The organism is Pseudoalteromonas sp. P1-26, from assembly GCF_001401795.1.
Taxonomy (GTDB): Bacteria; Pseudomonadota; Gammaproteobacteria; order Enterobacterales; family Alteromonadaceae; genus Pseudoalteromonas.
Map to the genome: position 1 here is coordinate 1 of NZ_LKDX01000059.1, position 23,468 is coordinate 23,468.

Consider the following 23,468-nt stretch of genomic DNA (forward strand, 5'->3'; position numbering starts at 1 on the left):
TAGAACCTAGAACCTAGAACCTAGAACCTAGAACCTAGAACCTAGAACCTAGAACCTAGAACCTAGAACCTAGAACCTAGAACCTAGAAGTATTCATTAACTATTTTGCAAAAACCTGTCACAAGTGAGCGTTTACTAAACACTCAGTCTTGCGAACCTTGTAATGCCATGCTTTAATTAGGCAGCGTAAAAATAAACAGTTGTGGTTTTATTTTAACTGGACGTTTTAAGAATAATTATTTGGGAAATAACAATGGCGCTTAGCTGTAAAACAATTGTAACGTCATTTGCGTTACTAGCAATGACTGGCTGTACAATCATCCCCGGTAGCCATTTTGAAGGAATCGAATCGGGCGAACAAATAGATAATCTTGAGAAGGAGCTCGATAAAGTTAATATCCAAATCATCGACTCTTCTCTAATTAACCAACAAAAGCAAAGTAAAGCGAAACCAGCATTACCATCAAGCCTTGATGGCATCGACACCTCTGATTACCAGTACAAATTAGGTGTTGGCGATGTAATCACGATCGGCGTATGGGATCATCCTGAATTAACAATTCCTGCTGCAGTACAACGTACTGCTGAGTTCGACGGCTTCCGTGTACAAGCCGACGGCACCATTACCTTTGCCTACGCTCCAGATATTCAAGCTGCTGGTAAAACAGTACAGCAAGTTCATAAAGAGCTTGTTAAGCGCTTAAGCCGCGTAATCGAAGACCCTCAAGTAGATATTAAAATTGTTGGCTTTAGAAGCCAAAAAGCCTATGTAACAGGTGAGGTTAACAACCCAGGGGTACTCCCTGTAACCGAAGTGCCGCTTACACTAATTGATGCACTTAACCAAGCCGGCGGTTTAACAGATGCCGCTGATTGGCGCACAGTTACATTTACCCGTGGCGACAAAACCGAAGTGATTCAGCTTGATGACTTTTATGCCCATGGCGATATCTCGCAAAACCGTTTATTAAAACATGGCGATATTGTGCATGTTAACCGCAACGACATGCAAAAAGTGTTTGTATTAGGCGATGTAAAACGCGCTGGTACAGTGGGTGTTAATCGTTATGGTTTAAATTTAGCGCAAGCTTTAAGTGATGCAGGTGGTTTAAACGAAAATACGGCAGATGCAAATGGCGTATTTGTATTACGTAAACGCAACTTAGAAACCGACGGCATTATTGCTGATGTTTACCAACTACATGCTAAAAATGTTGCGGCATTGGTGCTTGCTGAGCAGTTTGAATTACAGCCGCACGATATTGTGTATGTAACTTCAGCACCGCTAGCGCGTTGGAACCGTGTAATCAGCTTATTACTACCATCGGTCAGTTCAGTTAATGCAATTGATGATGTTACAGGGTCAAACTAGGGGTTAAGTTGTATGTTTGATTCTGTATTGGTTGTGTGTGCTGGCAATATTTGCCGTAGCCCAACCGCTGAATATGTATTAAAAAGTAAACTTCAAGGTAAAAATGTTAGCGTGTCTTCAGCGGGCTTAACGGCCCTTGAAGGCAAGCACGCAGATGCGCAAGCACAGCAAATTGCAACGCAACATGGTATTGATATGAGCGAGCATCAGGGCAGGCAAATAACCTCAGCCCTTGTTGCACAGCATAGCGTTATTTTAGTGATGGAGCAGCGTCATATAAACGACTTGTGCTCTCGCTACCCGCAAGCGCGTGGTAAAACATTTTTGCTAGGTAAATGGGTTGGCGATAAAGAAATACCTGACCCATACCGTCAAAGCCAAGAGGCTTTTGAGCACGTTTACGCATTAATCGATAGCGCTTGTAGCGCTTGGCAAAAGTATTTATAAGGAAAGGGTAGTAGATGAATGCTCAGCCCACTGCATTAGCAGCAAATAAAAATCAAAATAGAAGTCAAGAATCGCAATCGCAAGAAATAGACTTACTCGCATTACTAGGCGCATTACTCGACCGTAAATGGTTTATCGTTATAGTAACCGCTGTATTTGCCATTATTGGCGTAGCCGTTGCGGTATTAAGTACGCCGATTTATAAAGCAACTGCATTAGTTCAAGTTGAAGAAAGCAGCCCGTCGGTACCTGGTCTTGATGATATGGCAGGTATGTTTGAAAGCAGCAGCGAAGCCGTAACCGAAATCGAGTTGTTAAAGTCGCGCTCGGTGATTGGCGAAGCAGTCGATACCTTAAAGCTAAATATTATTGCTGAGCCTAAATTATTCCCAATTATTGGTGGTAAAGTTTACCGCAGCTTTGTTGCTGAATCCGAAGGCGACATTGCTGAACCTTTTTTAGGTCTGAGTAGCTACGCCTGGGGTGGCGAGACAATTAATGTATTTAGGTTTAATGTACCTAAAGCGTTTGAAGGCGAAGCGTTTGAATTAGTAATTGGTGAAAATAAAAGCTATGAGCTTTTTAACCCTGAAGGTGACTCTGTTTTAAAAGGCGTTGTAGGTAAAGAGCAAGCAGCAGGTTACTACGAGTTAACAATTCGTGATTTAAATGCACGCCCGGGTACTGAGTTTACTCTTGTTAAAAATAACCGCTATAGAACTATTATTGAGTTACAAGAAGAGATAGGTGCGAGTGAAAAAGGCAAAGACTCAGGCATTATAGCGATGGGTTTTGAGCATAAAGATGCAGTACACGCAGCAAAGGTGCTCGATAAAGTAGCAGATATCTATGTACGCCGTAATGTAGAGCGTAATAGTGCAGAAGCTAAAAAGTCATTAGACTTTTTAGAAGTACAATTACCAGAAGTTAAAAGGCAGCTTGAACAGTCTGAGCAACGTTTTAACGACTACCAAAAGCAACGTAACTCGGTAAACATTAGCCTTGAAACACAAGGCGTGCTTGAGCAAATTGTAGAGCTAGAAACAACTTTACAAGAGCTTGAACTTAAACGCTTAGAGTTAAGCCGTAAGTTTAAGCGTGAGCACCCTGCATACCAAGGCGTTTTAAAGCAAATTGAATCTGTAAAATCAGAAAAAGACGAACTCACATCTAAAGTGGGTAACCTACCAGAAACACAGCAAGAGCTATTACGCTTAACCCGCGATGTAGAAGTAGGCAACGAAATTTATATGCTTTTACTAAGTAAAACACAAGAGCTTGATATTGTACGTGCCGGTACTGTAGGTAATGTTCGCGTGGTAGATGCTGCAGCGGTAGACACAACAGAGCCTGTTAAGCCTAAAAAAGCCCTTGTCGCTGTTGTTGCAACCTTATTAGGTGGTTTTTTGGCTGTAGCAATTGTGCTAATTCAAAAAGCAATGCACCGTGGCGTTGAAGACCCAACCGAGATAGAGAGCATAGGCTTACCTGTTTATGCATCGGTACCTTATTCAGATTTCCAAGATAAGCTCACAGGCTTTAACCGTGCACGTAAGGTAAAAGATAAGCCTAAGTCGATACTAGCGGTAGATAACCCAGCTGATTTATCGATTGAAGCACTACGTAGCCTGCGCACTAGCTTACACTTTGCAATGATGGAGGCTAAAAACAATATTATTGCAATATCAGGCCCAAGCCCAGGTGTGGGTAAATCGTTTATCTCGGTAAACTTGGCAACAGTTCTGGCACAAAGCGGTAAAAAAGTACTAATTATCGATGCCGATATGCGTAAAGGTTACTTACAAACTCAGTTCGGTATGAAGTGGGACGATGGTTTAAGCGATTTATTATCGGGCCGTTTAAATCTTGAGCAAGTGACTAAAAAGTCACAAGTTGAAGGGCTAGATGTAATCACCCGTGGTCAAATACCACCAAACCCATCTGAACTATTAATGCATAGTAACTTTAGCAAAATGGTTGAAGAGGTAAGTGGCAAGTACGATATTGTTATTGTTGATACGCCTCCTATTTTAGCGGTGACCGACCCTGCAATTGTAAGTGCCCATGCCGGCAGTACATTATTAGTTACACGCTTTGGCCAAAACCATTTACGTGAAATTGAACTTACTCGTAACCGCTTTGAGCAAAACGGCATAGACGTAAAAGGTGTTGTATTTAATGGTGTAGTACGTAAAGCAAGCAATGCATACGGTTACTACGGTTACTACAACTACGAATATAAATCTGATAAGTAATTAAATACGTTCTAGGTTCTACTTGACTTAATTGTCACCACGAAAAGCGTGTTGCAGAACCTAGAACCTAGAACCTAGAACCTAGAACCTAGAACCTAGAACCTAGAACCTAGAACCTAGAACCTAGAACCTAGAACCTAGTGTTAAATAAAAAATTTTAAATAATCTCGGTGATCGAAGTTAACTTCTGAAATCAAAGCACCGATATCCGAAAACAGACATCTGATATCTAAAACTGATATCTGAAACCTGATATCTAACCTCTGATATCTAACCTCTGATATCTTTCACTTGATATCTCCCGTCTAACCTCTGATATCTAAGTTCTGACTTCTTTTTAGCTTCTTTCCTTCGAAACCTAGCATACTTTCATGGAGTAAAAATGGAAATCTCCCAAGCCCGCATGACTCACCTAAAGCAACTAGAAGCTGAATCTATTCACATTATTCGTGAAGTTGCTGCCGAATTTGATAACCCAGTAATGCTTTACTCTGTCGGTAAAGACTCTGCAGTAATGCTGCATTTAACAATGAAAGCGTTTTACCCTGCTAAACCACCGTTCCCTTTAATGCATGTTGATACAACATGGAAATTTAAAGAAATGATCGAGTTTCGCGACAAAATGGCTGAAAAGCTAGGTTTTGATTTATTGGTACATATTAACCAAGAAGGTGTAGATGCAGGCGTTGGCCCATTTACCCATGGTAGTGCAAAGCATACCGACATAATGAAAACTCAGGGCTTAAAACAAGCACTAGACAAATACCAGTTTGATGCGGCATTTGGTGGTGCACGCCGCGACGAAGAAAAATCACGTGCGAAAGAGCGTGTTTATTCATTCCGCGATAAAAACCACCGTTGGGACCCTAAAAACCAGCGCCCAGAGTTATGGAATACCTTTAACGGTAAGGTAAACAAAGGCGAAAGTATTCGTGTATTCCCTCTAAGTAACTGGACTGAGCTTGATATTTGGCAATACATCTACCTAGAAAACATCGACATTGTACCACTTTACCTAGCAGCAGAGCGCCCGGTAGTTGAACGTGACGGTACATTAATTATGGTTGATGACGAACGTATGCCACTTGAAGAAGGCGAAGTACCAATGAATAAAATGGTACGCTTTAGAACCCTTGGCTGTTACCCACTAACTGGTGCGGTTGAATCTAACGCAACAACGCTACCAGAAATCATTCAAGAAATGTTACTTACAAAAACATCAGAGCGCCAAGGCCGTGTAATCGACCACGATTCATCTGGCTCTATGGAGAAAAAGAAAATGGAAGGCTATTTCTAAGCGAAAGCGACTGAAATCTGACTTCTGATAACTAACAACTTCCATTTTCAAAGGATTTATAATGACTGAACAAATTACCCCAAACCTTCTTGAAACAGATATCGAAGGTTACTTAAAACAACACGAAAACAAAGATCTGCTGCGCTTTTTAACTTGTGGTAATGTTGATGACGGTAAATCAACATTAATCGGCCGTTTATTACATGACTCAAAATTAATTTTTGAAGATCATATGGCGGCTATTAAAAGCGATTCAAAAAAATTCAATACCACAGACGAAGAGTTCGATTTAGCATTACTGGTAGATGGCCTACAATCAGAACGTGAGCAAGGTATAACTATTGACGTAGCTTACCGTTATTTTGCAACTGAAAAGCGTAAGTTTATTATTGCTGACTGCCCAGGGCACGAGCAATACACACGTAATATGGCAACCGGTGCATCTAACTGTGACCTAGCCATTGTAATGATTGATGCCCGTAAAGGTGTACAAACACAAACTAAACGCCACAGCTATATTGCATCACTGCTTGGCCTTAAGCACGTAATTGTAGCCATTAATAAAATGGACTTAGTTGATTATAGTCAAGACGTTTACCGCCAGATTAAAGCTGATTACAAAGCCTTTGCAGAGCAATTAGATATTCCTGATGTACGCTTTGTGCCAATCTCGGCACTTAAAGGCGATAACGTTGTAGATAAAGGCGAAAATCTAGACTGGTACCCAGGTGCAACATTAATGCAGTTGCTTGATACAGTAACCATTAGTGATGATAAAAACCTAGATACCTTCCGCTTACCTGTACAGTATGTTAATCGCCCTAATTTAGATTTCCGTGGTTTTTGTGGCACCATTGCCAGCGGCATTATTAATGTTGGCGACCAAATTACAGCATTCCCATCGGGTAAAACATCATCAGTAGAGCGTATTGTTACTGCCGATGGCGACTTACCAACGGCTTTTGCGGGCCAAGCAATTACACTTACTTTAAAAGACGAAATTGATATTTCGCGCGGTGATGTCATTGTTAAATCAAGTACAGACCAAAAACAACTACCAACAACTAGCTCAAACTTTGCTGCAACAATAGTGTGGATGGCCGACGCTGCTATGCAGCCAGGTAAAGAGTACGAGCTAAAAATTGGTACTAAAAATACCTTTGGTAAAATCAGTAATATTAACCACCGTATTGATGTAAATACCCTAGAGCAAATTGATGCCAGCGAATTACAATTAAATGAGATTGCTAATTGTACCATCGAAACATCTGCCCCAGTGGTGATTGACCAATACAAACAAGTGGTAGGTACTGGATCATTCATCATTATTGACCGTTTAACCAATGTAACAGTTGGCGCGGGTATGATCTCAAATACTGAGGCAGAATCTTGGACCACAAACCTTGAAACTCCTGTTTACACGGAAGCTGAAAAAGCTTTGAATAAATATATAAGTGAGCACTACCCTGAATGGGGATGTAAGGTTATTTAAAATGGAATTACCTAACTGCATAATAATAGGTGCTCAAAAAGCAGGAACAACGGCTCTTTTTAACTATTTAGTACAACATTCAAAAGTTTCGGGCTCTTCACCTAAGGAGTTGCATTTTTTTGATGATGAGAATAACTATAATAAAGGCTTAAAATGGTATAGTGAAAAGTTTTCTGTGGAAAATGCAGATATTAAAATTGAGGCTACGCCATTTTACCTAAATCACCCTAAATGTGCAGAGCGAATTCATGATGCTCTTGGGCGTATTAAGTTACTTGTTGTACTTAGAGATCCAGTAGAAAGAGCATACTCTCACTACTTACATGAGCTAAAATTTGGTTGGGAAACTAAGTCATTTTCTTTAGCCTTAGATCATGAAAGAGTTGCATGTAATAATATATTAAATTTTCAGCACTACTCATACAAGGAGAGAGGCCTTTATAGTAAGTATCTAAAAGTTTATTACAACACCTTTGGGAATAGTAACGTACATTGTATTGACTTTGAGAAACTTAAGCATGACCCTCAATCTGTTTTAAATGGAGTTTGTGACTTTCTTGGTATTAATAGAGAAACCTTCACTTTAAAACAGAGCAGTAGTGAAATGAACAAAGCAATGTATCCAAAGAGCTCAGTTTTAGGTCACCTCTGTAAATTTTTTGACCGTGCACTTGGACACCCAAATATATTTTCTAGACAAATATATAAGCTAAACCTAACCAATATAAAGAAGTCAAAATTTGATATGGGTGATAGTGAGAAGTTAAACTTAATAAACTATTTTGAAAGTGATTATAGAGAATTAAAGAAAATTACAGGTATGGATTTTTCATGGGGAAAAAGGTATGAATGATCCTATTTTTATTATTGGTTGTGATAGGTCTGGTACTACTTTTTTGGGGGATATCTTGGGGGGGGCGAAGGCTGCATTTACAACCCCTGAAAGCCACTTTTTTCATGACTTATTCAGATTACACCAGTTGGATAGGCTTCATAACTTTCCTTCTTTTGATGCATTTTTAAATACTAATGGAAGACTAGCGACTTGGGATCTTAATAAAGAAGATTTGATTGAAGGCTATAAATCTACATACCAAACGAATAGAGATTTAAAAGAGTTTATCTTATGTATATTATCATTATATATTAAGAAGCATAATATTCAGGGGGAACTAAATGAACTTACTTGGATAGATCATACTCCTGATAATTTATTTATGTCTCACTATTGGAAATTGATTTTTCCTGATTGTAAATTTGTGCATATAGTTAGGGACGGAAGGGCTGTTTTAACTTCGTTGTCTCAACTCCCTTGGGGGCCTAGCACCCCACACTTTTGTTCAGTTTTTTGGAGTCAAAAAGTACTTCAAGGAATATATTTAGAAAAGCTTTATCGCTCATCGACAGTTACTGTTAGATATGAAGATATACTATTAAATCAAAGTGATGAAATAAGCTCTTTATGCGTTAAGGTTGGGCTGAATTATACGAGTGATATGCTACTTGGAGGCAGTCTAAAACTACCTTCATTTACTAAAAGTCAACACGCTTATGTTGGTAAGGGGATAACTCTTACTTCATTAAATAAGTGGAAAGACAAATTAAATAAAAAACAAATAAATGAATTTGAAAACTCATCTTTTGCCAGAGAGTGTTTAGAATACTTTAACTATGAGCTAATTACTGAAACTAAAACTCTTCGTGTGGTTGACTTAGTTCCGTCAATGTTAATTGAGCTTGTTGGATATGTAAAAAGCAGGTTGTATTTTAGAAAGTTAAATAGGAGCAATAATGAATAAAGTTGCTTTGATACTTTGTACATTAGGAAGGACTGAAGAGGTAATAGCTGCTTTAGATTCAATAAACACAAATATAGAAAATGACTTACTTTGTGACTTGATTATAGTCGATCAAAATAAAGATGATATTTTAAAAAATAAAGTTTTAGCGCTAAAGTTTTACGAGAATATAAATATTCTGTATTGCAAAGTTGATTTTTGTGGGTTATCTAGGGCAAGAAATTATGGAATGAAGATGCTACCCCTTAGACTTTCGGAATATGATATAGTCTCTTTTCCAGATGATGATTGTGTTTATTCAAAGCTTTTATTAAGAGGAGTTGCTGATTTTTTTAACTCTAATAAAAATATTGATTTTGTTAGTACGCAAACAAAAGACTTTATCACTGGGGATTCACTAATTCCTGTGTACGAAAATTACCATCAAATAATTAAAAATAATATTCGTGGCTGTTCTTTTACTTTCTTTTTTAGAGGACGGTGCTTTGAAAATGGTGTTAATTTTGATGAGGTTCTAGGTGTCGGTAGCGGTACACGCTATGGTTCTGCAGAAGAGGAGGATTTAATATTAAAACTGTTAGATTTAAACCTTTTTGGTCTTTCCATCCCTAAAATTTTTGTATACCACCCTGCTAAAGAAAGCAAATTGACTATAGATACTTTAAGAAGAAATTATAGCTATTCAGGTGGTAAGGTATATTGCTTGTTTAAAAATAAACAACTATTCACAAAGAAGGAATTTGTTTTACAACTTTTAAAACCTGCAGTTAAACCTTTTTATTCAATACTTTCACCTAGTAAGGCACTGATATCAATGGTTTATGCTATTGGTTTTTATATTTCGCTATTTAGCTTGGCTATTTACAATGAAAAATAAAAGCTTACTTTTTATATTTATTAGTTTTGTTTTTATATTAAATGACTGGACAAAGGAACTAATCCCTTTTGCAGGGATTTACTTGGATATATTTAGGTTGTTTTTTGTACCTCTATTGCTGTTGTCTTTGTGTTTCTCATTATTTAACAAGCCTGCTTTTAATACTCTGTCTTTAAAGGTTTTAGTTGCGTTTAGTTTGCTATCAATTTTCTATTTTGCATCTGCTATGTTAAGTAAAGATATTGCTTACTCTATCAAAAGATGGGCCTATTTTACATCAAATATTTGTGTGGTTATAATTTGTTATATTATATATTCCGCTTACTATAGACATAAAGTTAATATAGCTTCCGAGTCGTTTAATTTTTCGCTTAAATTATTGCTTTTAATTTCATTTCTTGTTGCTCTTACCCAGGTTATCTTTCCTGAACTTGCTTATCGTCCTGAAGTAAGGACCCTCTTGAGCTTATCATTTCAAAGAGTTAACTCATTCTTTTGGGACCCAAATTTCTATTCTTGCTTTTTAGCAACATCTATTGCGTATATTTTAGTTTATGAAAAAGGAACGAGGCAGCGTATACCTTATTCAACCTATTTCATAACCGCTTTAGCTTTTTTGTTTATGTTCTTAACAGGTTCTAGAGGCGGAATTTTGGCCTTTGTTATAGCAAACTCATTTATCTTACTCCTAAATTATTACAAAGGTAATTTTGGTAAGTTTTTTATATTCTCTTATGTATTATTACTACCAGCCTTCATTATATTGTTTAGTTATTTTGACTTCGCAACTAATATCGATCTGATAGCCCAAAAAGATGATGAGTCTTTGAGTGCTCTATCTAGGCTACTGACTTGGTTTTCTGGGATTAATTTATGGCTTGATTCGCCATTTTTTGGAATTGGGCCAGGTAATTATGTTACTTATGATAAAGGTGCAATATTGTATGGGTATGTTGATAGTTGGAGGGCTAATCAAATAGACTCTCTTGCTGCTCACTCTAATTTGATAGAGATTTTAGTGGAGTCTGGTATTTTTTGTTTACTTTTGTATGTGTATATATTTTATAAACTTATTTCCCATTACAATAGTTCTAATATTACCGTCTATGCTTGCGTAACTGCGTTGACTGTTTTTTATACGTGTACTTTGTTTTTAAGTTATTTCACCCCTTGGCTATTTATGATTGTTGCTCTTTTACTTTATGCCAATACGTACGGGAAGGAATGTAAATGAAAAAAATAGCATTTTTAGGTAGAAGAAGTTTGTTAAGTGATCCTGGTGGAGATACTGTACAGCTAAAAAAAACCAAGAGATATTTAGAATTAAATCACAATTTAGAAATTGATATTTTTACAGATTTTCATGAATTAAAAAATAAGTCAGAACAGTATGATGCATTACATATATTTGGGATGGTAGATGTCGCTGAGTATATTGATGTTCTAAAATATGGGTTTAGTAAAATATACTTATCATCAATTTATGTTGATTACTTTCCATTCGCAAAATCAAATTATAATTTTTTTATAAAGCTAATTTTAAACTTTTTAGGTCGAGATGGGTTTGAATATATAAAAAATATTATGAAGTTTGTGCTTGGGAAAAAAAAGGTATCTAAACAATATATTTTTCGTGGTCATAAAGGAAGTATTAAAAAGCTATTAGGCTCTGTTGACTTGATTTTACCTAATTCAAATTCTGAAGCATCTAGGATATTTGTTGATTATAAAGTGAAGAACAAGTTTTATGTTGTCCCTAATGGAATTGACATTAAAATTGAAAAAAATAGTTCAAAAAATATCTTAACTGAAGATGAAATTATCAAATTTAAAGATTGTATACTGTGCGTTGGGCGTATAGAGGCTAGAAAAGGTCAGTTAGATCTAATTAATGCTGTACATGGTGAACCATATAAAACTTTTATTATAGGCAAAGGAGCTGTAAACCAGCCTAAGTATTTCAACTCTTGCGTCCAATCTGCTGATTCTAACGTCGAGTTTATCGATTTTATGCCTCAAGAAAAGTTATTTGAAATATTTAAACTTGCTAAAGTACATGTACTCCCATCATGGTTTGAAACAACAGGATTAGTTTCTTTAGAAGCTATGTATTTTGGATGTAATATAGTCGTCACAAAAGCTGGTGATACACTTGACTACTTTGACGGTAAAGCTTTTTTTTGCGAGCCGGGTTGCTCAGAATCGATCAATAAGTCTATAAAGTCCGCAATGAATGCTAACAAAGAATCTCAATCGACCTTCATCTCTGAAAACTTCACATGGTCCTTAGCTGCATCAAAGACTTATGATGCATATCTTAATTCTAGGTTTATTTAAAAATGTTTGAAAGAAAATTAGTAGTGCTGGGAATTAGAGGCGTTCCAGCTGGGCATGGTGGATTTGAAACTTTTGCAGAATATTTATGCCCATTTTTAATCGCTAGAGGTTGGCAAGTAACAGTTTACTGTCAAGAAGATGGCGAAGGTGAAATGTATGAAAGCGAATGGCAAGGCGTTAAGCGTATTCATATACCAGTTAAAAATGAAGGCCCACTAGGGACTATTATTTTTGACTTAAAATCGGTATGGCATGCGCGTAAAAATAAGGGCTTGCACTTAACACTTGGCTACAATACAGCGTGTTTTAATATTATTCAGCGCCTATATGGTATTACCAATGTTATAAATATGGACGGCATCGAGTGGAAACGCCAAAAATGGGGCAAAATCGCAAAAACGTGGTTTTGGTTAAACGAGCGTTTTGGTTGCTGGTTTGGTAATCACTTAGTGGCAGATCACCCTCGAATAGAAGATCATTTAGCAACACGTGTATCGCGCGATAAAATCACTATGATCCCATACGGCGGCCCTGATGTAAGTGAAGCTAACGAAGCTGTGTTAGCTGATTACGGGTTAGTAAAAAATGAGTATGCGATTATTATTGCACGCCCAGAACCCGAAAACTCGATTTTAGAGGTCGTCGAAGCATTTTCGGCCAAGCCACGTAGCCATAAATTAGTGGTGTTAGGTAAGTTTTTAGATTCAAACCCATATCATCAAAAAGTTCTAGCAGCTGCAAGTAATGATGTAATTTTTCCTGGCGCTATTTACGAGGCCGAAAAAGTTGCAGCACTACGTTTTTATGCACGTTTTTATGTGCATGGTCACCAAGTAGGTGGCACTAACCCATCACTGGTTGAAGGCTTAGCAGCGGGTTGCGCCGTTATTGCTCACGACAACCACTTTAACCGTTGGGTTGCTGGTGACGGCGCTTTTTATTTTAAAGACAAAGCCCATTTGGCTAGTTTTTTTGAGCAACAATACTTAGATGATGCGTTCGTAACAGAAAAAAGTAACGCTGCCAAACAGCAATTTTTAAACAGCTTTCAGTGGGAAAATATATTAACCCAATACGAAACGCTTTTAAGTAAATATTTAAAATAATGGATTTCAGTAGATGAATATTTTAGTAACAGGTGGTGCAGGCTTTATTGGTAGCGCTGTGGTAAGGCACATTCTTGAAAATACAAATAATACAGTTATTAATGTAGATGCACTTACTTATGCCGGCAATTTAGAGTCAATTCCGCCTGAATTGCAATCTGAGCGCTATATTTTTCAGCAAGTTGATATTTGTGACTACCAAGCGCTTAAACAAGTGTTCGACCAATATAAGCCTGATTTAGTAATGCATTTAGCAGCCGAAAGCCATGTTGATCGCTCTATCGAAGGACCAGGTGCTTTCATTAACACCAATGTAATTGGTACATTTAATATGTTGGAATGTGCAAGGCACCATTGGCAAAATTTAACTGCTGATACGCAAGCTAAGTTTAAGTTTCATCATATTTCAACAGACGAAGTATATGGTGACCTTGAAGGTACCGATGACCTATTTACCGAGCAAACACCTTATGCGCCTAGCAGCCCTTACTCGGCGAGTAAAGCTGGATCTGACCATTTAGTGAGAGCGTGGGGTAGAACCTATGGTTTACCTGTTGTGGTAACTAATTGTTCAAATAATTATGGGCCTTACCACTTCCCTGAAAAACTTATTCCGCATGTTATTTTAAATGCATTACATGGCAAGGCTTTGCCTGTTTACGGTGATGGTAAACAAATTCGTGATTGGTTATTTGTTGAAGACCACGCGCGCGCTCTTTACAAGGTAGTAACCGAAGGCAAAGTAGGCGAAACATACAATATTGGTGGCCATAACGAAAAACAAAATATTGAAGTTGTTCACACTATTTGCGAATTACTTGAAGAACTTGTACCTAATAAACCTGAAGGTATCACTAATTATAAAAGCCTTATTACCTTTGTAAAAGACCGTCCAGGCCACGATGTACGATATGCAATTGATGCTACCAAAATGCAACAAGAGCTAAACTGGGTACCTGAAGAAACTTTTGAAACAGGTATGCGTAAAACTGTTGAGTGGTACCTAGCTAATACGAACTGGTGGCAGCGTGTATTAAATGGCGACTACAAACTTGACCGCATTGGCGAAAATACAAAATAAAGGAAGAATAAAATGAAAAAATATAAAGGAATAATTTTAGCCGGTGGTTCTGGTACCCGTTTGCACCCAATCACTCAAGGTGTGTCAAAACAGCTTTTACCTATTTACGATAAGCCAATGATTTTTTACCCGCTTTCGGTATTAATGCTGGCGGGTATTCAAGATGTGCTAATTATCTCTACCCCTGAAGATATGCCTGCATTTGAACGTTTATTAGCTGACGGTAGCCAGTTTGGTATTAACATTAGTTATGCCGTACAGCCAAGCCCTGATGGTTTAGCACAAGCCTTTACTATTGGTGCTGATTTTATTGGCGACGACAATGTTTGCCTAGTTTTAGGCGATAATATATTTTACGGGCAAAGCTTTGGTTCGCAACTAGCGTCAGCTGTATCTCGTGACAGCGGCGCTACTGTATTTGGCTACCATGTAACAGATCCTGAACGTTTTGGCGTAGTTGACTTTGATGAAAATGGCATTGCTACCAGCATTGAAGAAAAGCCAGCACAGCCAAAATCAAATTATGCCGTAACAGGTCTTTATTTTTACGATAACGATGTAGTAGAAATTGCTCGTAATATTAAACCATCGCCTCGTGGTGAACTTGAAATTACAGATGTAAATAACGTTTACCTTAATCGCGGAGACTTAAACGTAAATGTTTTAGGGCGCGGTTTTGCTTGGTTAGATACAGGAACTCATGACTCTTTAATTGAGGCTGGTCATTTTGTACAAACAATAGAACACCGCCAAGGTTTAAAGGTTGCTTGCCTTGAAGAAATTGCTTTACAAAAAGGCTGGTTAAGTAAAGAGCAAGTTTTAAATGCAGGCAATAACCTTAAAAAGACCGGTTATGGTCAGTATTTATTAAATTTAGTAAAAGATAAATAAAATGAATGTTGTAGATACAAAAATACCTGAAGTTAAAATTATTGAGCCAAAGGTGTTTGGTGACGATAGAGGCTTTTTTTTAGAAACCTTTCAAGCTGAGCGTTATGCAAGTGTTATTGGTGATGGCCTAGCGTTTGTGCAAGACAACCATAGCCGTTCTTGCAAAGGGGTTTTAAGAGGGTTGCATTTTCAAAAAACTAAGCCTCAAGGTAAGTTAGTACGCGTTGTTACTGGCGAAGTGTTTGATGTAGCGGTCGATATTCGTAAAGACTCGCCAACCTTCGGTCAGTGGGAAGGGGTACTTTTAACAGGCGATAATAAAAAGCAATTTTGGGTACCACCGGGCTTTGCTCATGGCTTTGTAGTGCTTAGCGAAACTGCTGATTTTGAATATAAATGCACAGACTATTACGACCCAAGCGATGAAGGTGCTATTTGCTGGAATGACCCAGACTTAGCCATAGATTGGCCAATTGATTTTGAGCCATCTTTATCAGCTAAAGATTTAGAAGCCGGATTATTAAAGGACTTATAAATGAAGGTACTTCTTACCGGAGCAAATGGCCAGTTAGGCCTTTGCTTTCAAGATTGCATAAGTGATTTTATAGAGCTGACTGCTTTATCGAGTAAAGAACTAGATATTACCTGTAAAGCTGCAGTGCAAAAAGTGGTTAATACATTTAAACCTGATGTAATTGTTAATTGCGCTGCCTATACGGCGGTTGATAAAGCCGAAAGTGAGCCTGAACTGGCACATGCTGTAAACTGCAAAGGCCCAGAAAACTTAGCATATGCCGCTGCTATACTTGATATACCGTTAATTCATGTATCTACCGATTATGTTTTTGATGGAAATGCGACTGAGCCTTATATACCAACTGACGCTACATCGCCGCAAGGGGTATATGGGCAAACAAAACTAGCTGGTGAGCAGGCTATTAAGGCGATTACCTCAAAGCATATTGTTATTCGTACTGCATGGGTATTTAGTGAATACGGCAATAACTTTGTGAAAACTATGCTGCGCTTAGCTAGCGAGCGTGATGAGTTAGGTATAGTCGCTGATCAACATGGCTGCCCGACTTACGCTGGTGATTTAGCTACTTTGATTGTTGCTCTAGTGACGCGTATCGAAAGTGGTGATTTTAACGATTATGGGCTTTACCATTTTTGTGGCGATAAAGCTGTTTCTTGGTATGAATTTGCAGAATCAATTTTTGCAGTTAAAGCTAAATTAAATGCCGACTTTTCAATACCTAAATTGAATAAATTAACGACCGAGCAGTTTCCTACACCAGCAAAGCGACCTAAATATTCCGTTATGCAGGATAATAGGCTATCTTTATTAAACTTGCCTAATGCTAGTCACTGGCAAGACTCACTAAAAACTGTAATAAAAAAGCTTAACAAGTAGAAGAACAAAATGCCGCATAAGAACTCAGGGATTTTACAAAGTAACGCAACAATTGTTGCATTTATTCAAAGAATTTTGGATATTAGTATTATTGTCGGTTGCTTGTGGGGCACCGTTGCATTGCAAGGGCTGCCTTGGCTGCTGCAGCACACAACCGCGGCACTACTGTCTGTGTTTTTATTTCACTTTACGAGTGAGCTCGACAAGCTTTATATATCTTGGCGTGGGCTCTCTATTTACAAAGAACTTAAAAAGACTATTTCGCACTGGTTTGTTAGTGCGGCGATTTTATTTTTAAGTGTCAACTTTTTAGCACCGCAATATCTAAACCCCGAAGGCCTTCAGTTTTACTGGTTTGTATCTGTATTAGTTTCGTTGTGTGTATATCGCGTTGTACTGCGTTTAATTCTTAGAGGTCTTCGCTCACAGGGGATTAATACCCGTTCGGTTGTTATTGCAGGGGCGGGGACGTTAGGTCAACAACTAGCAAATAATATTATCGCTAATTCAAGTTTTGGTTTAGTTTTTGGTGGGTATTACGATGACGCAGCACCAAAGCAAAAATTAGTTGCGGCGCAAACAATTGGTAATTTAGAGCAGCTAGTAGCTGATTGTAAAGAGGGTGGTATAGATCGTGTTTATATTGTACTACCACCGCAAGCTTATGAGCGCCGTAAGTGGCTAGTTAAAGAGTTGGCTGACAGCACTGCAAGTGTTTATATAGTGCCAGATGTATTTACTTATCAGTTATTGCACTCACGTAGCGATACTATTATGGGTATACCTACTATAAGTATTTATGATTCACCGCTAGATGGTAGCAATGCCATTATTAAGCGCATTGAAGATATTATACTCTCTACACTTATTTTAATAATGATATCCCCTGTTTTACTTGGGTTAGCCCTTGCGGTTAAGTTTACTTCTAAAGGGCCTGTGTTCTTTAAACAAAACCGTTATGGTATTGATGGTAAACCGATTAAGGTATGGAAGTTCCGCTCGATGAACGTAATGGAAGATGGCGCTAAAGTAACCCAAGCCACAAAAAATGATTCTCGCTTTACACCAATAGGCCAGTTTATTCGTAAAACGAGCCTAGATGAACTACCGCAGTTTATTAATGTATTGCAAGGGCAAATGTCGATTGTAGGCCCAAGGCCTCATGCTGTAGCTCATAACGAAGAATATCGTAAACTTGTTGATGGCTATATGCTACGCCATAAGGTTAAGCCAGGCATTACTGGTTGGGCACAAATAAACGGTTGGCGCGGCGAAACCGATACATTAGATAAAATGGAAAAACGCATAGAGTTTGACCTAGAGTACATTCGTAACTGGTCATTGTTCTTCGATTTAAAAATAGTGTTTTTAACTATTTTTAAAGGCTTTGTGAATAAAAATGCCTACTAACTTTTAGTAGGTATTCTTCTTTTTTAACTCTTCAAACTTACCGAGAATTTAATGCTTTATAAAATTAAAGCTGTTTTGCGCGACGCTGAGCACCGCCATACCGCAATTAATGCTGCTATAGCACTTACCATTAGAGTTTTAGGTGCCGGTATGGCCTTTTTGTTTAACATTGTTATAGCAAGGCAGCTTGGAGCAGAGCAGGCCGGTTATTTTTTTTTAGGTTTAGCATTAGTTATGCTGTTTTCAAGCGTCGCTAGGCTTGGTTTTGACAATACTGTGTTGCGCTTTACATCAGCGGATGCTGATAATGGCTACACTGTTAAAGCCATATTAAATTTTGCACTTAAATATGTTCTGCCGATTGCATTAATATTTACTGCCACTACTTATGCATTTGCATCTTGGCTCGCTGAAAATGTATTCAAAATGCCTGAGCTAACTGATACGTTACAATTAATTGCCCCAGCAATAGTTGGCTTGAGTATTGTATTTTTAGTAGCAATGAGCTTGCAGGCTCGCCATAAACTTATTGCTAGTATCCCGTGCCAAAACATTGCTCACTTAATGCTGTGTGGCGTAGCAGTAATTATATTTAGTGATAAATCCGCAAGTGCTGTTTCGCTTTATTTTAGTTTATCACTTGGAGTAAGCTCCAGCTTTTTTTATTGGTTAAGTATAAAAAACTTAAATAGTAATGGTGAAAAGCCAGACCCTCAACAGCTTTGGTATAGCGCAAGACCTAACTGGATCATTATGATGATGAACCAATCTGTGCAATGGTGCGCACCTATAATTATTGGCGTATTTTTAGTTGCTCAGCAAGTTGCTTTTTTTAGCGTTGCCCAACGTATTGCTATGTTAACCTCGTTTATTCTAATGGCGGTAAATTTAGTTGTTGCACCAAAATTTTCGGCCTTTCATGCCAAGGGGGATGATGTAGGTATTCGTAAAACTGCGCTATTCTCTGTTCGCCTATTAGTTTTAAGTGCATTACCCATCGTGCTATTTATGCTGATATTTCCTGATTTTTTAATGGGGCTTTTTGGTGAAGAGTTTAGGCAAGGAACGCTAATTTTACAAATTTTAGTTTTAGGTCAAGCAGTTAATGTAGTAACAGGCTCGGTTGGCTTTTTACTCATGATGAGCGGCCATGAGCGTGATATGCGTTTAGTTACTCTCATTAGTGGCTTTGGTGTTTTAATTAGCGTACCCATTTTTACGAAACTGTTCGGTGTTATCGGTGCTGCATCGGCTACAGCGTTTTTTATTAGCCTGCAAAACTTACTGGCAGTGTATTTTGTTAAAAAAAGATTAGGGTTTAACACCTTAAAGTTTTGGCAAAAGATATGATTAGGCGAGCTACGAATAGGGATATTTGAATGATTTTACAGCAATGGTTTATATTGGTTATTTTTATTGCAACCATTGTAGGCTTAATTAAATTTCAAAAATTTCCTGAGCGTGTATTTGCTGCCGCTTGTTTGTTGTGCTTTGCTACAAACTTGGTTTCTACCGAACAATTACTGAATAATGCAGTAAACCCTGGGTTGGTAACACTGCTCTTATTGGTTGTTTGTGCATTTGCCTTTGAGCGCACCAGCTTTTTACGAAAACTGGCCAATGTTTTATTTAATGGCTCTGTGGTTAAGTCTTATATCAGAACCTTATTGGCAACGATTGTAGCTTCTGGCTTTTTAAATAATACCGCGGTGGTTGCTACTTTAATTAGCCCAGTTAAAAATAATAAGCTCATTGCCCCAACCAAACTTTTACTGCCCCTTTCTTATGCCGCTATTTTAGGCGGAACCCTCACGTTAATTGGCACCTCAACTAACTTAATTGTTAACTCTATGCTGATTGAACGCGGTGCCGAGGGCTTTAAATTTTTTGACTTTTTACCTATAGGCTTAGCTGCCGTCGCTGCTTGTGTATTGGTAATGGCACTCACTATAAACCGCTTAAAAGGTAAAGTATGTAAAGATGAGACTACTAGCGATTACTTTGTAGAAGCTAAAGTGAATGCTGGCTCACCGCTGATAGGTAAAACAGTAGAGCAAAATGGCTTACGTAGCTTAGAGTCACTATTTTTAGTTGAAGTGGTTCGCGATAACCGCTTAATTTCGCCCGTAGCGCCAACGCAGATGATCCGTGAAGGCGATAAACTTATTTTTTCGGGCGATGTTACTAAAGTACTGGTGCTGCAGCAATTTGAAGGTTTAAGTTTATTTGCAGAGCAAGATGGTTTACTACGCGATAACTTAACCGAAGTCGTTATTAAACCGGGTGCGGCAGTGGTAGGTAAAACCCTAAAAACTGCGGGCTTTCGCGCAAGGTTCGATGCCGCTGTAGTTGCAGTGCGCCGCGAAGGTGAAAAGCTCTCGGGTAAGCTGGGCGATATTACCATTCAAAGTGGTGACTTTTTGATTCTTGCCGTTGGCCCTGACTTTGCAAAACGTACTAACTTAACTAAAAACTTTTTTATACTTAGCGGTGTTAAAGCCGACAACATGCTTAAAGGCTTTAAAGAGCGCATTGTTACTTGGGGCTTTCTGGCAACCATTGCGGGCTCGTTAATTTTTGATGTTAGTTTATTAAAAAGCTTTATTTTTTACTTAGCTGTGCTGGTGGGTTGCCGTTGTTTATCGCTAAACGAAATTAAGCGACGCTTTCCGTTAGAGCTTTGGCTTATTGTAATGAGTGCTTTAACATTAGCTACAGCGCTTGATAATTCAGGTGTATCTAAACTAATAGCCGAGCAAGTCGAAGGCTTACTTGCCGGGCAAAGTGTTTATATAGCTTTTATTGGTGTATTTTTACTTACTCTGTTATTTACAGAGTTAATAACTAATAACGCAGCAGCAGCGCTTACATTCCCTATTGCATTTACCATTGCTCAAGGCTTAGGCGTAAGTTACATGCCATTTGTACTTGCAGTCGCTTTTGCCGCGAGTGGTAGTTTTATTAGCCCTTACGGCTACCAAACTAACCTAATGGTTTATAACGCCGGCAACTACAAACTAACCGACTTCATAAAATTTGGCCTACCGATCTCAATCACTTACAGCCTGGTGGTACTGACCCTGATACCTGTGTTTTTTCCGTTTTAGGTATAAGACGCTAGGGGTTATGTAATAGGAGCTAGGTGCTAGGCTCTAGGCGCTAGGACGCTAGGCGTTAGGTAGAAATATGTCTTCAGGCTCTAGGCGCTAGGTTTATTTTGCGATAAGGTTTAGTTGTGAATGGATTTCACTTAATGGCGAAGGGACTAATTATGAAATTTGAACAAATGGATGTGTGGAAGAAGTCATCACGATTAGCATGTGAAATATACAAATATAAAGTTCTGCCCATCGTTCCTTATCACATACCTCTCAGTATTCTAAAGTAAATGCACTGTGTTTTACGTTTTAAATCGAACTTTATAGAGGTAAGATATTAGAAGTCAGATATCAGAAGGAGCTGAGCTGCGATGAATTTTGAAAAGTTAGATGTTTGGAAAAGAGCTGTTAAATTAAGTGCAGAAATTTATAAAACCACTTCTCAATTAAATGATTATGCTTTCAGGAGCCAACTTACTCGTTCAGGCCTTTCAGTGCCAAGTAATATTGCAGAGGGAGTCTGTAGAGACAGCTTTAAAGAAAAGAGTCGCTTTATTGATATTGCGAGAGCTTCTTTAGCTGAAGCTAGAACTCAAATTTACATTGGTTCAGAGGTTGGTTATATAGAGCGTGAAGTTGCTTTAAGCTGGATTGCAGAGTCAAAAGAGTTAGCTGCTATGCTGACAAGTTTAAAGAATCGTTTTGACTCTGAAATCTGAAATCTGAAATCTGAAATCTGAAATCTGAAATCTGAAATCTGAAATCTGAAATCTGAAATCTGAAATCTGAACCCAAGAGGTACCATGACCGAGAACATTGTATGGCACGATCAAACTGTTTCGCGTGCTGAAAAAGAACAACATAAGGGGCATAAGCCGGTATTACTTTGGTATACAGGACTAAGTGGCTCTGGTAAGTCGACCATTGCGAATGCGGTTGAGGCTAAGTTATTTGAATTAGGTTGCCATACTTACCTGCTTGATGGTGACAATGTACGCATGGGCTTAAACAAGGGCCTAACTTTTAGCGACGAAGACCGTATTGAAAATATTCGCCGTATTAGCGAAGTAGCTAAGTTGTTTGTTGATGCAGGTTTAATTGTATCAACGGCGTTTATTTCACCATTTAAAGAAGACCGTGCTCGTGCTCGCAGCATTATGAACCAGGGTGAATTTGTAGAAGTATTTATTGATACACCGTTAGAGGTTTGCGAAAGCCGTGACCCTAAAGGTTTATACAAAAAAGCCCGTGCAGGTGAGATCCCTAATTTTACAGGTATCAGCTCTGCGTTTGATGCACCAGAGCAACCAGAGATTCACGTGAAAACAGCTGAGCAAAGCATTGAGCAAAGTGTTGAACAAATTATTGGTTATTTACGCGAAGCAGGGATTATAGAAATCTAGAGCCAGAAACCTGACGTCTAAAATCTGATATCTAATCTCTGACGTCTAACTTCTAACATCTGCAATCTGATTTCTAATCTCTACCTTCTATTATTCTTTGAGATTTTATGAACTACGATATTTTTAATGGTGATGCCGATGGCATCATTGCACTTTTACAGTTACAGCTCGCCAACCCAACAGAGAGCGTTAAAGTAACCGGTGTAAAACGTGATATTCAACTACTAAAAAAAATTACCCCAAAAGCCGGTGATAATATTCGTGTACTCGATATTTCGATGGAAAAAAACATGGCAGAGTTGCACGACGCTCTATGCGTAGGTGCACGTGTTATGTATGTAGACCATCATAAAGCGGGTGATATTCCAAACCACGCTAACCTCTTTGCTCATATCGATTTAGATGCAAACATGTGTACGAGCTTAATAGTGAGTGACCTTATCGATAAGCAATATCACTTATGGGCTATCACAGCTGCTTATGGCGATAATTTATTTGCAAAAGCTGACAGCGAAGCCGATAAACTAGGCTTAACAGACCTCGAAAAGTCACAACTTAAAGCATTTGGCACGTATATTAACTATAACGGCTATGGTAGCGAGGTAGCTGATTTGCACTTCGCGCCAGCAGATTTATTTGACGAGCTACTAAAATATAAGTCACCGCTTGATGCCATTAATGACCAAGAGTCGGTTTATTACGTATTAGAAAAAGCTTACAAAGCTGATATGCAAAAAGCGGCTGACGCTGAGGTTTTACATAATTGCGATACAGCAAAGGTTATTTTACTTGATGACGCCCCATGGGCGCGCCGTGTAAGTGGCGTATTAGGTAACGACCTTGCAAACCAAGCACCTAATAAAGCCCATGCAGTACTTACCTATAATAATAAAGGAAGCTATACCGTAAGTGTAAGAGCGCCACTTAATAATAAACAAGGTGCTGTTGATGTGTGCAGTCAATTTGCCACCGGCGGCGGCCGCGCAGCAGCGGCAGGTATTAATGAACTAGAGCAACAACAAGTTGAACAGTTTATTACTACTCTAGTTAATTTTTATAACTAAACCCTTGCTAGTGGCACCCTAGCCACTAGCATCTTTTAGCTCCTAGCTCCTAGCTCCTAGCTCCTAGCTCCTAGCTCCTAGCTCCTAGCTCCTAGCTCCTAGCTCCTAGCTCCTAGCTCCTAGCT

At 38.4% G+C, this 23,468-nt stretch carries 21 protein-coding genes; all 21 read left to right on the forward strand.

Annotated elements, in window-relative coordinates; translation table 11 throughout:
* Nucleotides 1-253 precede the first annotated feature (253 nt).
* The 21 genes from AN394_RS19105 (at nucleotide 254) to AN394_RS19205 (ending at nucleotide 23,343) form a co-directional block, all read left to right on the forward strand.
* Entirely contained in the window at nucleotides 254-1,372 is a 1,119-nt protein-coding gene (locus AN394_RS19105) for a polysaccharide export protein (RefSeq protein WP_055022282.1), read from the forward strand.
* Between the two features lie 12 nt (nucleotides 1,373-1,384).
* A complete protein-coding gene (locus AN394_RS19110) occupies nucleotides 1,385-1,819 on the forward strand; it encodes a low molecular weight protein-tyrosine-phosphatase (RefSeq protein ID WP_055022283.1) in 435 nt (144 codons plus the stop codon).
* A gap of 14 nt (nucleotides 1,820-1,833) precedes the next feature.
* Nucleotides 1,834-4,074 carry a polysaccharide biosynthesis tyrosine autokinase gene (locus AN394_RS19115; RefSeq protein WP_055022284.1) on the forward strand — a complete coding sequence of 747 codons (2,241 nt, stop codon included), beginning with the start codon at nucleotides 1,834-1,836 and terminating at the stop codon, nucleotides 4,072-4,074.
* A 382-nt stretch (nucleotides 4,075-4,456) separates the two neighbouring features.
* Nucleotides 4,457-5,371, forward strand: coding sequence for a sulfate adenylyltransferase subunit CysD (gene cysD, locus AN394_RS19120; RefSeq protein ID WP_055022285.1), 915 nt, complete (start codon nucleotides 4,457-4,459; stop codon nucleotides 5,369-5,371).
* 61 nt (nucleotides 5,372-5,432) lie between these two features.
* Entirely contained in the window at nucleotides 5,433-6,863 is a 1,431-nt protein-coding gene (gene cysN / locus AN394_RS19125) for a sulfate adenylyltransferase subunit CysN (RefSeq protein ID WP_055022286.1), read from the forward strand.
* Nucleotide 6,864: 1 nt separating this feature from the next.
* Complete coding sequence (locus AN394_RS19130) at nucleotides 6,865-7,716, forward strand: sulfotransferase (protein ID WP_055022287.1); 852 nt, start codon at nucleotides 6,865-6,867, stop codon at nucleotides 7,714-7,716.
* Nucleotides 7,709-8,662 (forward strand): sulfotransferase, encoded by a 954-nt coding sequence (locus AN394_RS19135; RefSeq protein WP_055022288.1) that lies wholly within the window; start codon nucleotides 7,709-7,711, stop codon nucleotides 8,660-8,662. Before AN394_RS19130 ends, AN394_RS19135 begins: the two co-directional genes overlap by 8 nt.
* The gene (locus AN394_RS19140) at nucleotides 8,655-9,539 is read left to right on the forward strand and encodes a glycosyltransferase family 2 protein (RefSeq protein ID WP_055022289.1); all 885 of its coding nucleotides are present in this window, start codon (nucleotides 8,655-8,657) and stop codon (nucleotides 9,537-9,539) included. The genes AN394_RS19135 and AN394_RS19140 overlap by 8 nt, the downstream gene beginning before the upstream one ends.
* Complete coding sequence (locus tag AN394_RS19145) at nucleotides 9,529-10,773, forward strand: O-antigen ligase (protein ID WP_055022290.1); 1,245 nt, start codon at nucleotides 9,529-9,531, stop codon at nucleotides 10,771-10,773. Before AN394_RS19140 ends, AN394_RS19145 begins: the two co-directional genes overlap by 11 nt.
* Nucleotides 10,770-11,876, forward strand: coding sequence for a glycosyltransferase family 4 protein (locus tag AN394_RS19150; protein ID WP_055022291.1), 1,107 nt, complete (start codon nucleotides 10,770-10,772; stop codon nucleotides 11,874-11,876). The genes AN394_RS19145 and AN394_RS19150 overlap by 4 nt, the downstream gene beginning before the upstream one ends.
* Nucleotides 11,877-11,878: 2 nt before the next feature.
* Nucleotides 11,879-12,982 carry a DUF1972 domain-containing protein gene (locus AN394_RS19155; RefSeq protein WP_055022292.1) on the forward strand — a complete coding sequence of 368 codons (1,104 nt, stop codon included), beginning with the start codon at nucleotides 11,879-11,881 and terminating at the stop codon, nucleotides 12,980-12,982.
* A 13-nt stretch (nucleotides 12,983-12,995) separates the two neighbouring features.
* On the forward strand, nucleotides 12,996-14,063 hold the full coding sequence (gene rfbB / locus AN394_RS19160) for a dTDP-glucose 4,6-dehydratase (RefSeq protein ID WP_055022293.1): 1,068 nt from the start codon (nucleotides 12,996-12,998) through the stop codon (nucleotides 14,061-14,063).
* Between the two features lie 12 nt (nucleotides 14,064-14,075).
* Nucleotides 14,076-14,954 (forward strand): glucose-1-phosphate thymidylyltransferase RfbA, encoded by an 879-nt coding sequence (rfbA, locus tag AN394_RS19165; RefSeq protein WP_055022294.1) that lies wholly within the window; start codon nucleotides 14,076-14,078, stop codon nucleotides 14,952-14,954.
* A gap of 1 nt (nucleotide 14,955) precedes the next feature.
* Nucleotides 14,956-15,489 carry a dTDP-4-dehydrorhamnose 3,5-epimerase gene (rfbC, locus tag AN394_RS19170; protein WP_055022295.1) on the forward strand — a complete coding sequence of 178 codons (534 nt, stop codon included), beginning with the start codon at nucleotides 14,956-14,958 and terminating at the stop codon, nucleotides 15,487-15,489.
* Nucleotides 15,490-16,368 (forward strand): dTDP-4-dehydrorhamnose reductase, encoded by an 879-nt coding sequence (rfbD, locus tag AN394_RS19175; protein WP_055022296.1) that lies wholly within the window; start codon nucleotides 15,490-15,492, stop codon nucleotides 16,366-16,368.
* Between the two features lie 9 nt (nucleotides 16,369-16,377).
* Nucleotides 16,378-17,778, forward strand: coding sequence for an undecaprenyl-phosphate glucose phosphotransferase (locus AN394_RS19180; RefSeq protein ID WP_055022297.1), 1,401 nt, complete (start codon nucleotides 16,378-16,380; stop codon nucleotides 17,776-17,778).
* A 51-nt stretch (nucleotides 17,779-17,829) separates the two neighbouring features.
* The gene (locus AN394_RS19185; RefSeq protein WP_055022298.1) at nucleotides 17,830-19,128 is read left to right on the forward strand and encodes an oligosaccharide flippase family protein; all 1,299 of its coding nucleotides are present in this window, start codon (nucleotides 17,830-17,832) and stop codon (nucleotides 19,126-19,128) included.
* A 29-nt stretch (nucleotides 19,129-19,157) separates the two neighbouring features.
* Nucleotides 19,158-20,885, forward strand: a complete 1,728-nt coding sequence (locus AN394_RS19190) for an SLC13 family permease (protein WP_055022299.1) — start codon at nucleotides 19,158-19,160, stop codon at nucleotides 20,883-20,885.
* Nucleotides 20,886-21,247: 362 nt separating this feature from the next.
* Nucleotides 21,248-21,595: a four helix bundle protein gene (locus AN394_RS19195; RefSeq protein ID WP_054563586.1), complete on the forward strand. Its 348-nt coding sequence runs from the start codon at nucleotides 21,248-21,250 to the stop codon at nucleotides 21,593-21,595.
* 84 nt (nucleotides 21,596-21,679) lie between these two features.
* The gene (gene cysC / locus AN394_RS19200; RefSeq protein WP_054563587.1) at nucleotides 21,680-22,279 is read left to right on the forward strand and encodes an adenylyl-sulfate kinase; all 600 of its coding nucleotides are present in this window, start codon (nucleotides 21,680-21,682) and stop codon (nucleotides 22,277-22,279) included.
* Between the two features lie 107 nt (nucleotides 22,280-22,386).
* A complete protein-coding gene (locus AN394_RS19205) occupies nucleotides 22,387-23,343 on the forward strand; it encodes a DHHA1 domain-containing protein (RefSeq protein ID WP_055022300.1) in 957 nt (318 codons plus the stop codon).
* Nucleotides 23,344-23,468 lie beyond the last annotated feature (125 nt).

What these genes read in the sequence shown, in the direction of transcription:
- AN394_RS19145 (WP_055022290.1), top strand. Translation starts at nt 9,529, where the DNA reads ATGAAAAATAAAAGCTTACTTTTTATATTTATTAGTTTTGTTTTTATA.
- AN394_RS19155 (WP_055022292.1), top strand. Translation starts at nt 11,879, where the DNA reads ATGTTTGAAAGAAAATTAGTAGTGCTGGGAATTAGAGGCGTTCCAGCT.
- AN394_RS19110 (WP_055022283.1), top strand. Translation starts at nt 1,385, where the DNA reads ATGTTTGATTCTGTATTGGTTGTGTGTGCTGGCAATATTTGCCGTAGC.
- AN394_RS19105 (WP_055022282.1), top strand. Translation starts at nt 254, where the DNA reads ATGGCGCTTAGCTGTAAAACAATTGTAACGTCATTTGCGTTACTAGCA.
- AN394_RS19190 (WP_055022299.1), top strand. Translation starts at nt 19,158, where the DNA reads ATGATTTTACAGCAATGGTTTATATTGGTTATTTTTATTGCAACCATT.
- AN394_RS19195 (WP_054563586.1), top strand. Translation starts at nt 21,248, where the DNA reads ATGAATTTTGAAAAGTTAGATGTTTGGAAAAGAGCTGTTAAATTAAGT.
- AN394_RS19130 (WP_055022287.1), top strand. Translation starts at nt 6,865, where the DNA reads ATGGAATTACCTAACTGCATAATAATAGGTGCTCAAAAAGCAGGAACA.
- cysD (WP_055022285.1), top strand. Translation starts at nt 4,457, where the DNA reads ATGGAAATCTCCCAAGCCCGCATGACTCACCTAAAGCAACTAGAAGCT.
- rfbD (WP_055022296.1), top strand. Translation starts at nt 15,490, where the DNA reads ATGAAGGTACTTCTTACCGGAGCAAATGGCCAGTTAGGCCTTTGCTTT.
- AN394_RS19205 (WP_055022300.1), top strand. Translation starts at nt 22,387, where the DNA reads ATGAACTACGATATTTTTAATGGTGATGCCGATGGCATCATTGCACTT.
- AN394_RS19150 (WP_055022291.1), top strand. Translation starts at nt 10,770, where the DNA reads ATGAAAAAAATAGCATTTTTAGGTAGAAGAAGTTTGTTAAGTGATCCT.
- rfbC (WP_055022295.1), top strand. Translation starts at nt 14,956, where the DNA reads ATGAATGTTGTAGATACAAAAATACCTGAAGTTAAAATTATTGAGCCA.
- AN394_RS19135 (WP_055022288.1), top strand. Translation starts at nt 7,709, where the DNA reads ATGAATGATCCTATTTTTATTATTGGTTGTGATAGGTCTGGTACTACT.
- AN394_RS19180 (WP_055022297.1), top strand. Translation starts at nt 16,378, where the DNA reads ATGCCGCATAAGAACTCAGGGATTTTACAAAGTAACGCAACAATTGTT.
- rfbA (WP_055022294.1), top strand. Translation starts at nt 14,076, where the DNA reads ATGAAAAAATATAAAGGAATAATTTTAGCCGGTGGTTCTGGTACCCGT.
- AN394_RS19140 (WP_055022289.1), top strand. Translation starts at nt 8,655, where the DNA reads ATGAATAAAGTTGCTTTGATACTTTGTACATTAGGAAGGACTGAAGAG.
- rfbB (WP_055022293.1), top strand. Translation starts at nt 12,996, where the DNA reads ATGAATATTTTAGTAACAGGTGGTGCAGGCTTTATTGGTAGCGCTGTG.
- AN394_RS19115 (WP_055022284.1), top strand. Translation starts at nt 1,834, where the DNA reads ATGAATGCTCAGCCCACTGCATTAGCAGCAAATAAAAATCAAAATAGA.
- AN394_RS19185 (WP_055022298.1), top strand. Translation starts at nt 17,830, where the DNA reads ATGCTTTATAAAATTAAAGCTGTTTTGCGCGACGCTGAGCACCGCCAT.
- cysC (WP_054563587.1), top strand. Translation starts at nt 21,680, where the DNA reads ATGACCGAGAACATTGTATGGCACGATCAAACTGTTTCGCGTGCTGAA.
- cysN (WP_055022286.1), top strand. Translation starts at nt 5,433, where the DNA reads ATGACTGAACAAATTACCCCAAACCTTCTTGAAACAGATATCGAAGGT.